6 protein-coding genes are annotated in these 8,622 nt (G+C 71.0%); 2 read left to right on the top strand and 4 right to left on the bottom strand.

Translation table 11 applies throughout. The features are described 5' to 3' along the window. Positions 1-44: 44 nt before the first annotated feature. Positions 45-2,978, bottom strand: a complete 2,934-nt coding sequence (locus ACWGN5_RS36780) for an NACHT domain-containing protein (protein WP_453522753.1) — start codon at positions 2,976-2,978, stop codon at positions 45-47. Between the two features lie 476 nt (positions 2,979-3,454). On the opposite strand from ACWGN5_RS36780, the gene ACWGN5_RS36775 reads away from it, so the two are divergent. Further along, a complete protein-coding gene (locus tag ACWGN5_RS36775) occupies positions 3,455-4,171 on the top strand; it encodes a M23 family metallopeptidase (protein WP_453522752.1) in 717 nt (238 codons plus the stop codon). Positions 4,172-4,185: 14 nt separating this feature from the next. Here ACWGN5_RS36775 and ACWGN5_RS36770 read toward each other — a convergent pair whose 3' ends face one another. Then, the gene (locus ACWGN5_RS36770; RefSeq protein ID WP_453522751.1) at positions 4,186-4,740 is read right to left on the bottom strand and encodes a TetR/AcrR family transcriptional regulator; all 555 of its coding nucleotides are present in this window, start codon (positions 4,738-4,740) and stop codon (positions 4,186-4,188) included. Positions 4,741-4,841: 101 nt separating this feature from the next. Between ACWGN5_RS36770 and ACWGN5_RS36765 the strand changes: the two genes are divergently transcribed. Next, on the top strand, positions 4,842-6,428 hold the full coding sequence (locus ACWGN5_RS36765; RefSeq protein ID WP_453522750.1) for an MDR family MFS transporter: 1,587 nt from the start codon (positions 4,842-4,844) through the stop codon (positions 6,426-6,428). Between the two features lie 109 nt (positions 6,429-6,537). Here the strand turns inward: ACWGN5_RS36765 and cseC are convergent, their stop codons facing one another. Further along, positions 6,538-7,854 (bottom strand): two-component system sensor histidine kinase CseC, encoded by a 1,317-nt coding sequence (cseC, locus tag ACWGN5_RS36760; RefSeq protein ID WP_453522756.1) that lies wholly within the window; start codon positions 7,852-7,854, stop codon positions 6,538-6,540. Between the two features lie 9 nt (positions 7,855-7,863). Continuing rightward, the gene (cseB, locus tag ACWGN5_RS36755; protein WP_453522749.1) at positions 7,864-8,565 is read right to left on the bottom strand and encodes a two-component system response regulator CseB; all 702 of its coding nucleotides are present in this window, start codon (positions 8,563-8,565) and stop codon (positions 7,864-7,866) included. Between the last annotated feature and the right edge of the window lie 57 nt (positions 8,566-8,622).

Here is an 8,622-nt window from a genome sequence, read left to right as displayed (position 1 = left end):
CCGGAACCCAATGGGTTCCGGGGCCGCCCCTTTTCCCTGTGCCGTCAGGGAAGGAGGAGCCGTTCGAGCCGCTCCTCGCCGCTCGTGAGTTCGAGCGTGTCCAGCGAGGGGAAGATCGCCTCGATCCTGCGGAGATCCGGTTCGCGCTCGTGCGTCAGGCGGACGGTCCGCACCGACTCCACAGTGATCCCTTCCGGGCACTCGACGAGATCCCCCTCGTCGATCCAGAGGGTGTGCACCGTGGAGAGCTTGGCGAGCCCCCGCCACGCATCGGCACGTGCATACGGTGCCTTCCACAGGTTCAGCGAGGTCAGGCTCCGGAGCCGTCCGAGTGTCTCCAACCCGTCCTCGGGCCAGGTGTGCGGCAGCTGCAGGAGGTCGAGTGGCGCGCCTGTCGGCAGGTCCGCGACGGACCATCCGGCTTGGGGATCGAGGCCGAGGGTGAGGGACTCCAGCCGCGTCAGTGCGGACAGCGCGGAGAGGCTGGGCCGGCGTCCCGACCGCCACATCCGGAGGGTCACGGGATCGCATGCGGCGAGGAGCCGGGCGAGACCCTCGTCCGACACGGAGTCGCTGACCTCCAGCAGGTCGGGGCGCAGGCCGAGCCGGATGAGCTCGTCCGCGTGCTCGTCACCTTGGACGAAGTACCGGAGCCGGCCGGCATCGAGTCGCGCGATGATCTCCTCGGCGTAGGGGCGCGGCTCGAAGCGGGGCCAGGCGTGCATCAGCTGGGCACGGATCCGCAGTGAGGAGTGATCGGCGAAGCGGGCCAGATAGGGGAGCGCCGCGTCCACCCTGATGTGAGAGGCCGTGATCACCGAGTGGTACGCGTGCTCCTCGCTCAGCTCCTCGGGTCCGCCCAGCAGCCGGAGCACTGTCGGGCCTCCCAGCGCGAGCTCACGGGCCTCGTCCTCCGAGTGGGGCGGGATCAGCGCGGCGGTACGGGCCGTGATCTCGTCCCGCACGTCGGGGGACACCTCCGTGGCGCTTTCGAGTGCGGTCGCCGCGACCATCAGAATGCGCAGCTGGTCGTGGCGGTCCTCGGCGGAAGAGGCCTCCGCCAGCAGCCCCCGCAGGATCTCCTCGCACTCCCGCGGCCGCGCGTGCCCCACCGCCATGCGGATGACGTCCTCCCACTGGTCGTCGGCGGCGTGCCGGACCAGGACGCCGATGTCCCAGCGGTCCACCAGGGCCTTCGCGGCCAGGTAGTCCTGGAAGGTGCGGTGGACGAAGTCGACCGTGTCCGCGGTCGGCTCGCGGAGGAGGCCGCTGCGGTGGAGGAGGTGGGTGAAGACCTTCTCCGGGGGATGCTGCGCCGCCTCCTGGACCGCCGGCACCGCCTCCCGTACGAGCGACTCCGCGTGGGCCCGGTCCATCTGGGTGCGGCCGTTGAGCGTCAGCCAGTACGCGAGGCGCTGGATCAGCTGGATCTGCGGGGCCTCGTCGAGGGCGATGCCCGTCGGGGCTCCCATGTCCCGCTCGCGGTCGCGCCGCGCGAGGAGCATCGACAGGGCCGCCTCGTACAGGGCCTTGCGCCCGCGGGGCAGGAAGCCGCGCCGGTCGCGGTGGAGGGCGCAGATCAGCCCGCACATGAGGGGGTTGGTGGCGAGCTGCGCGACGTGCTCGGCGGTGCGCAGCGCGTCGAGGAGCGGCTGCTCGTACGGCTCCGCCTCCGGCCCCGCGGCCCGGTGCCAGCGGCGTACGAAGGTGGCGACCTCGGCGCGGGTCATGGGGGAGAGGGTCAGCTCGGTGAAGCCGTCCCCGGCGAGCCAGTCGTCGCGTACGGCGGTGGGGCGTGAGGTGACGAGCCAGCGGTTGCCCTCGTACGTGTCCAGGAGGCTCCGGAGCCACTCGCGGGCCCGGCCGCGTTCCGCCTCGGGGATCTCGTCGATGCCGTCGACGAGCACGACGGCCCGGCCGGCGGCGAGGACCCGGTCGGCCCAGCCGTCGGGCGGGGTGAGCGGGCAGCCGGCGGCGGACAGGAAGTGGTCGGGGGCGGGGAGCCGCTCGCCGTGGCGGGTGAGGGCGCGCAGGGGCAGGACGAAGGGGATGCGGCCCCGCAGGTACGTCATCCCGTCCGCGGCGCCGCCCTCTGTCGCCGCCGAGACCGTCAGCCACTGGACGAGGGTCGTCTTGCCCGAGCCCGCGAGGCCGCGCAGCAGGACCCTGTCGTGCCGGGCGAGGGCGAGGTCGGCGCGGACGGCCTGTTCCCGCTGCTGCGGGATGAGGTCGCCGGCCTCGTCGTACATCAAGAAGTCGGGCGCCTCGCCGGTCGCCTCCAGGGACAGATAGGCGAGGTCGAGCGGCCACCGGTCCGGGGAGTGGTGCAGGTCGATGCCGTAGATCGTGAGGCGGCCGTGCTTCTTCGCCAGGTGCTCCAGATAGCGGTGCTCGAAGTCCGCGTCGCGGGAGTCCGCCCGGGGCGTCCGGCGGATGACCTCGTCCATCTTCGCGATGAGCTCGGCCTGGGCGCGGGTCTGTTCCACCAGGCTGCGGGCGATGAAGGTCGAGCGCTGGGTGAAGAACTCCAGGAGGTGGAGGCAGGCCCACTCGGTCATCGACTCCAGGTAGAGGACCGAGTCCGTGGAGAGGCCGTCGGGAGCCGGGGCCGCCGCCCGCAGGCGGCGGGCGAGGTCGCGGTGGCCCAGGCGGACGGCCTGGACGTCGTCCATGTCGAGGTCGCCGAGGGCCAGGAGGGTCGTGGCGAGGCTGTCGGTCACCGCCTCGGTCTCGTCGGCGGGGAAGGGCGCTTCGCCGGGGCCGCCCGTCGAGCGTCCGACGAGGGTGGCGGCCAGCTTCCGGACGTCCTTCTCCGTGAGCGTGCGCTTCTCGCCGCGGAAGGAGACCAGGGAGGAGAGCCGGATCTTGTCCGACGGCCCCGTGAGACCGGCGCCTGGACCGTCGCTGACCAGCAGTTTCTTCAGCAGTGGGCCGATCGCGGCCGAGGCGAGGCGTGTGCCGATGAGTGCCGGTTCCATATGTGTCCCCCCGTGGATTCCCGAAGCGGTCAGCCTAGTGCGGGACGGGGTTCCGGGCGGCTCGGTTGCGTGACCCAGGTCCCATTCGGGGCGGGGCGCTGGTGACAAGGCGCACAGGCGTTTCGAGGGGTACTAACTGGAATAGTGGCGACCTTTGGTGTCGATTCGGGACGTTCAGGTGTGAACCGTCGGGACGTAGGTCCCAGAGGGTCCCGAACCGGGTGCCAGGCAGCGTTTCGGGCACTTCCGGCCCCCCACGACGTGCGCGTAAACCGATTCTCTTGTCTCGTTATGTCCGTTTTCGCGAGCCCTCTCCGGGGTCGTCAAGGGGTGAACTTCCCCGGAGATCGCTACGACGCCATGTCGTAGATGGGGTGTTTTGGGATGTCTGGGGGTCCGGGTTACCAAGGATGAGCAAGCCCGACGCAGCGCACCGTCCGCGTCGGGTCCCGTACGTCCCGGAGGTTTTCCCCCGTATGTCGAAGCGCGTCATGAACCCCGCCGCCCGTATCACCGCCGTTGCTCTCGCCACCGCGGGTCTGGGAGCGACGCTGGTGGCCGGAGCAGGGTCCGCCTTCGCCGCCGAGGGCAAGGTCGCCGCGGCCCCGGTCGCCCTGACCGCCTCCGCCGCCGTCGCCGCCCAGGCCGACGCCCAGGCGCACCTCGCCGCCCAGGTGAAGGCCGCGGCCGCCAAGGCCGCCGCCGCGAAGGTCGCCGCCGCGAAGGTCGCCGTCGTCAAGGCCGCGCCCGTGAAGGCCGTCAAGAAGGCGACCCCGGCCTGGGTCAAGCCGGTCACCTCGTACACCCTCAGCGCCAGCTACAACCAGGGCGGCGCCATGTGGGCCCACAAGCACTCCGGCCAGGACTTCGCCGTCCCGGTCGGCACCCCGGTCAAGGCCGCGGGTGCGGGCACCGTCGTGAAGGCCGGCCCGAACGGCGGCGGCGACGGTCCCGCGTACGGCAACGCCATCGTGATCAGGCACGCCAACGGCACGTACTCCCAGTACGCCCACCTGTCGAAGATCAAGGTCTACATCGGCCAGAAGGTCTCCGCCGGCCAGCAGATCGCCCTCTCGGGCAACACCGGCAACTCCTCCGGCCCCCACCTGCACTTCGAGATCCGTACGACCCCGAACTACGGCTCCGCCGTCAACCCGATGGCCTTCCTGCGGGCCCACGGCGTCGGCGTCTGACGCACCCGGCCGGTTCAGCCCTGCTGAGCCTGCTCGATCAGATCGAGGGCGACCTCGAGGACGGCTTCCTGCTTCTCCTCGAGGTCGCCCTCGACGTTCTCCATGAAGAAGGTCCCGGCGTGCAGCGTGAAGATCGCGCTCACGGCGCGGACCTTGTCCTTGATCGGGGCGTCGGGCTCCTGGATGAACTGGTTGAGCGCGATGAAGCGCTCCTTGAAGGTGAGCCCGATGCTCAGGTCGCGCACGGTCGCCTGGTTCTCGTGCATGAAGCGGAACAGCGGGGCCGCGGCGCGCAGGGCCTTCTGGTAGCGGCGCAGGATCTCCTGCTTGGTCTCCAGGGTGCGGGGCTGCTCGGCCGCCCAGGCGACCAGGTCGTCGATCGGGCGCGCGAGGTCCTGGAAGATCCCGATGATGATGTCTTCCTTGGTCTTGAAGTGGTAGTAGAGCGCCGCCTTCGTGACGTCCAGACGTTCCGCGATCTCCCGCAGCGAGGTCTTCTCGTACCCCTGCTCGGCGAAGAGTTCGAGAGCCACGTCCTGGATGCGCTGGCGGGTGTTGCCTCGGGCCATGACGGGTCTCCACTTTCCAGAAAACTTACTTGACGCCCGGCTAGTTACCGGCCTACCGTCCTCAGTGTAGTAACTAGCCGGGCGGCAAGTAAGGGACGGACATGGCGACGAAACAGAACGTTCAAGCAGCGGAGGGGGAGGCTGCGGAGCAGCAGCCGCGCAGCGTACGCGTCGTCCTTCTCGCCCTCATGATCGCGATGCTCCTCGCGATGCTCGACAACATGATCATCGGCACCGCGATGCCGACGATCGTGGGCGAGCTCGGCGGTCTGGAGCACCTCTCCTGGGTCGTCACGGCCTACACCCTGGCCACCGCCGCCTCCACCCCCCTCTGGGGCAAGCTCGGCGACATGTTCGGCCGCAAGGGCGTCTTCCTCACCTCGATCGTGATCTTCCTGATCGGCTCGGCGCTCAGCGGCATGGCCCAGGACATGGGGCAGCTCATCGGCTTCCGCACCGTCCAGGGCCTCGGCGCCGGCGGCCTCATGGTCGGCGTCATGGCGATCATCGGCGACCTGATCCCGCCCCGCGAGCGCGGCAAGTACCAGGGCATGATGGCCGGAATCATGGCCCTCGCCATGATCGGCGGCCCCCTCGTCGGCGGCACCATCACCGACCACTGGGGCTGGCGCTGGTCCTTCTACATCAACCTGCCGCTCGGCGCCGTCGCCCTCGCCATGCTCACCACCGTCCTGCACCTGCCGAAGAAGCAGCGCGCCACGGGCACCCGGATCGACTTCCTCGGCGCCGCGCTGCTGACCGCCGGCATCACCGCGATCGTCCTCGTCACCACCTGGGGCGGCACGGAGTACGCCTGGGGCTCGGCCACCATCATCGGCCTGACGGTCGGCGGCGCCGCCGCCCTCGCCGCGTTCCTCTTCGTCGAGACGCGGGCGAGCGACCCGATCATGCCGCTGCACATCTTCCGCAGCCGCAACTTCACCCTGATGTCCCTGATCGGCTTCATCACCGGCTTCGTGATGTTCGGCGCGGTCCTCTACCTGCCGATCTTCCAGCAGTCCGTCCAGGGCGCCTCGGCCACCAACTCCGGCCTGCTGCTCCTGCCGATGCTGATGTCGATGATGGTCGTCTCGCTGCTCGTCGGCCGCTTCACCACCAGCACCGGCAAGTACAAGATCTTCCCGATCGTGGGCGGCGCGCTCATGGTGGCCGGCCTCTTCCTGCTCTCCACCATGGACACCGGCACCTCGCGCCTCGTCTCCGGGGTCTGGATGGCCGTCCTCGGCGCCGGCATGGGCTTCCTCATGCAGATCACCATGCTGGTCGCCCAGAACAGCGTGGAGATGAAGGACATGGGCGTCGCCTCCTCCTCCACCACCCTCTTCCGGACGCTCGGCTCCTCCTTCGGCGTCGCGATCATGGGCGCGCTCTTCACCAGCCGCGTCCAGGACGAGATGGCGTCCCGCGGCGGCGGCGGGCTCACCGAGCGGACCGCCCAGCTCGACGCGGCGAGCCTCGCCAAGCTGCCGGCCGCGCTCCGCGAGGCCTACCAGCACGCCGTCGCCACCGGCACCCACGGCGCCTTCCTGGTCGCCTCCGCCGTCGCCGTCCTCGGCTTCGTCCTCGCCTTCTTCGTCAAGGAGGTGGCGCTCCGCGGCGCCGGACCGGCCGCGGCCCCGAAGGCGGAGTCCGGCGACGACGCGCCGAAGGTCGCCGAGACGGTCTGATCGCAGGTACGACAAAGGGGCCGGGTCCTTTCATGGACCCGGCCCCTTTGTCGTACGCCTCACTCCGGCCCCTGCTTCGTACCCTCACTCCGGCCCCTGCTTCGTACCCTCACTCCGGCAGCCGCAGGATCGGGAAGCTGCCCGTGTTCGTCGGCGCGTGGTCCGGCAGCCAGAGCACCGCGATCGCGCCGCCCACCCCGTCCGGAGCCCCCTCCGCGGCCACGTTCCGGAAGGTCAGCCGGGCGCCGAGCACCCGGGCCTGACCCGCGGCGATCGTCAGGCCCAGACCGTGGCCCTGCCCCGCGCGGTCGCTCGTCCCCGTACGGAACCGGCTCGGGCCCTCCTTGAGGAGCGCCTCGGGGAAGCCCGGACCGTGGTCGCGGACCCGGACCACCCGGCCCTCGACGGTGACCTCGACCGGCGGCTTGCCGTGCTTGGCCGCGTTGGCGAGCAGATTGCCCAGGACCCGCTCCAGGCGGCGCGGATCGGTGTTCACCCAGGACTCGTGCACGACCCGGACCTCGACCTCCGGGTCCAGGGCCCGCACCCGCCGCTCCACGAACTCGCCGAGCGCGATCTCCTGGAGCTCGGCCCGCTCCGAGGCACTGTCGAGCCGGGCCACCTCCAGGACGTCCTCGACCAGCGTCCGCATGGCCTGCGCCCGGTCCCGTACGAGCTCGGTCGGACGCCCCGGCGGCAGCAGCTCGGCCGCCGTGAGCAGCCCGGTGACGGGGGTGCGCAGCTCGTGCGCGATGTCGGCGGTGACCCGGCGCTCGGCCTCGATCCGCTCGTTCAGGGCATCGGTCAGGGCGTCGACCGCCCACGCCAGGTCGTCCGTCTCGTCCCGTACGACTCCGCCGACGGCGTCCCGCACCCGGACGTCCGTGTTGCCCTGGGCCACCCGGCCGGCCGCGACCGCGGCCTTCCGCAGCCGCCGCGACAGCTGCCCGCCGATGAGCACGCCGAGCGCGCAGCCGCCGAAGACCACCGACACCGAGCCGATCACCAGGGCCCGGTCCAGATCGCTCATGATCGTCGCGCTGCGGTCGGCGAAGGGGATGTGCAGGGACAGCACGTCGCCGTTGGCGAGCGGCACGGCCGCCCACACGTCCGGCGGCCCGCCGTGCCGGTGCTGCTGCACGTACGTCCCGCGCCGCTTGTCCCGCATCAGCTGGTCGAGCTGCGGCGGCAGCGCCGGATCGTTGATCTTCGTGCCGAAGCGGGGCTCCTTCGGCTTCGACGTCTCGTACATCCGCTGGGCGAAGAGCAGCCGCTCCATCTGCACCTCGCGCGCGTTGTCGAGCATCGAGATGCGGGCGGCGTTGTGCACGACGACGCTCAGGGTGACCGCGATGAGCGCGCCGACCGCCGCGATGGCGACGGCGATCTTCCAGCGGACCCCGGTACGGAGCGGGAACAGCTTCACCTGCACCGGCTAGCCCTTGAGCTTGTAGCCGAAGCCGCGCACGGTCTCGATCCGGTCCTGGCCGATCTTGGCGCGCAGCCGCTGCACATGGACGTCCACGACCCGGGTGTCCCCGCCCCAGCCGTAGTCCCAGACCCGTTCCAGGAGCTTGTCCCGGGACAGCACGGTGCCCGGCGCCGACGAGAACTCCAGGAGCAGCCGCATCTCGGTCGGGGTCAGCGCCACCGGCGCCCCTCCCTTGCGGACCTCCATGCCCTCGGTGTCGACCTCCAGGTCGCCGAAGGAGAGCAGCCCGCCGCCGTCCGCAGGCTCCTCGCTCTCACCCGCGCCGACCCCGCCGGCGTGCCCGAAGCGGCGCAGCACGGCCCGGATGCGGGCCATCAGGACGGAGCCGTCGAAGGGCTTGGTGACGTAGTCGTCGGCCCCGGCCTCCAGGCCGAGCACGACGTCGATCGAGTCGGCGCGCGCCGAGAGCATGATGACCGGCACGGTCGACTCGTCGCGGATGCGGCGGCAGAGGCTGACGCCGTCCATGCCCGGAAGCATCACGTCGAGGAGGGCGATGTCGGGCCGCTGCGCCCGGAAGGCGTCCAGGCCGGAGAGCCCGTCGGGCATGGCGGTCACCCGGAAGCCGTCCCGCTCCAGGGCGAGCTGGGTGGCCTCACGGATGACGTCGTCGTCCTCGACGAACAGGACATGGGTTTCGGCCATCGTGCGTGCCCTTCGGGGTCGGTGCGTTCTCTCGGTCCACGGCTCGGTCGGCCTCTC

Source organism: Streptomyces sp. NPDC055815, assembly GCF_053616475.1.
The sequence above is the reverse complement of the archived record's forward strand: the minus strand, read 5'-3'. Positions and strand labels throughout refer to the sequence as shown.

Excerpts from the sequence above, each read along its gene's own strand:
- ACWGN5_RS36775 (WP_453522752.1), top strand. The coding sequence starts at position 3,455 with ATGTCGAAGCGCGTCATGAACCCCGCCGCCCGTATCACCGCCGTTGCT.
- ACWGN5_RS36780 (WP_453522753.1), bottom strand. The coding sequence starts at position 2,978 with ATGGAACCGGCACTCATCGGCACACGCCTCGCCTCGGCCGCGATCGGC.
- ACWGN5_RS36770 (WP_453522751.1), bottom strand. The coding sequence starts at position 4,740 with ATGGCCCGAGGCAACACCCGCCAGCGCATCCAGGACGTGGCTCTCGAA.
- ACWGN5_RS36765 (WP_453522750.1), top strand. The coding sequence starts at position 4,842 with ATGGCGACGAAACAGAACGTTCAAGCAGCGGAGGGGGAGGCTGCGGAG.
- cseB (WP_453522749.1), bottom strand. The coding sequence starts at position 8,565 with ATGGCCGAAACCCATGTCCTGTTCGTCGAGGACGACGACGTCATCCGT.